Origin of the sequence: Pseudoflavonifractor sp. 60 (assembly GCF_009911645.1) — a bacterium.
In the GTDB taxonomy this organism is placed as follows: Bacteria; Bacillota; Clostridia; order Oscillospirales; family Oscillospiraceae; genus Lawsonibacter.
Genome location: NZ_QWKI01000317.1, coordinates 1 through 218, shown reverse-complemented (window position 1 = coordinate 218; position 218 = coordinate 1). Strand labels below are relative to the sequence as shown.

Sequence of the window (218 nt, the reverse complement as noted above, 5' to 3'; positions counted from 1 at the left end):
TCAAGCGGTATGTCAGGCTGGTCAACGGGGCCAGAGCGTCGGAGTGGCTGCCCAAGGGGGTGTTCTTCACCAACCGGAGGGAGCAGGAGGACGGCCTGTGGTCCATTGAGGCCTACGACGCCATGCTCAAGGCGGATATCACCTGGACGCCTAAGCTCACCTTCCCCTGCACCATGGAGCAGGCCGCCCGGGATATCGCCGCCGCCATGGAGGTGGAA

Annotated in this window: 1 protein-coding gene; it reads left to right on the top strand. The window is 64.2% G+C overall.

All coding sequences use genetic code 11. From position 1 onward, the window contains the following. Positions 1–218 (top strand): hypothetical protein (locus tag D1646_RS22105; RefSeq protein ID WP_160638486.1); only part of this gene is annotated, 218 nt, incomplete at both ends.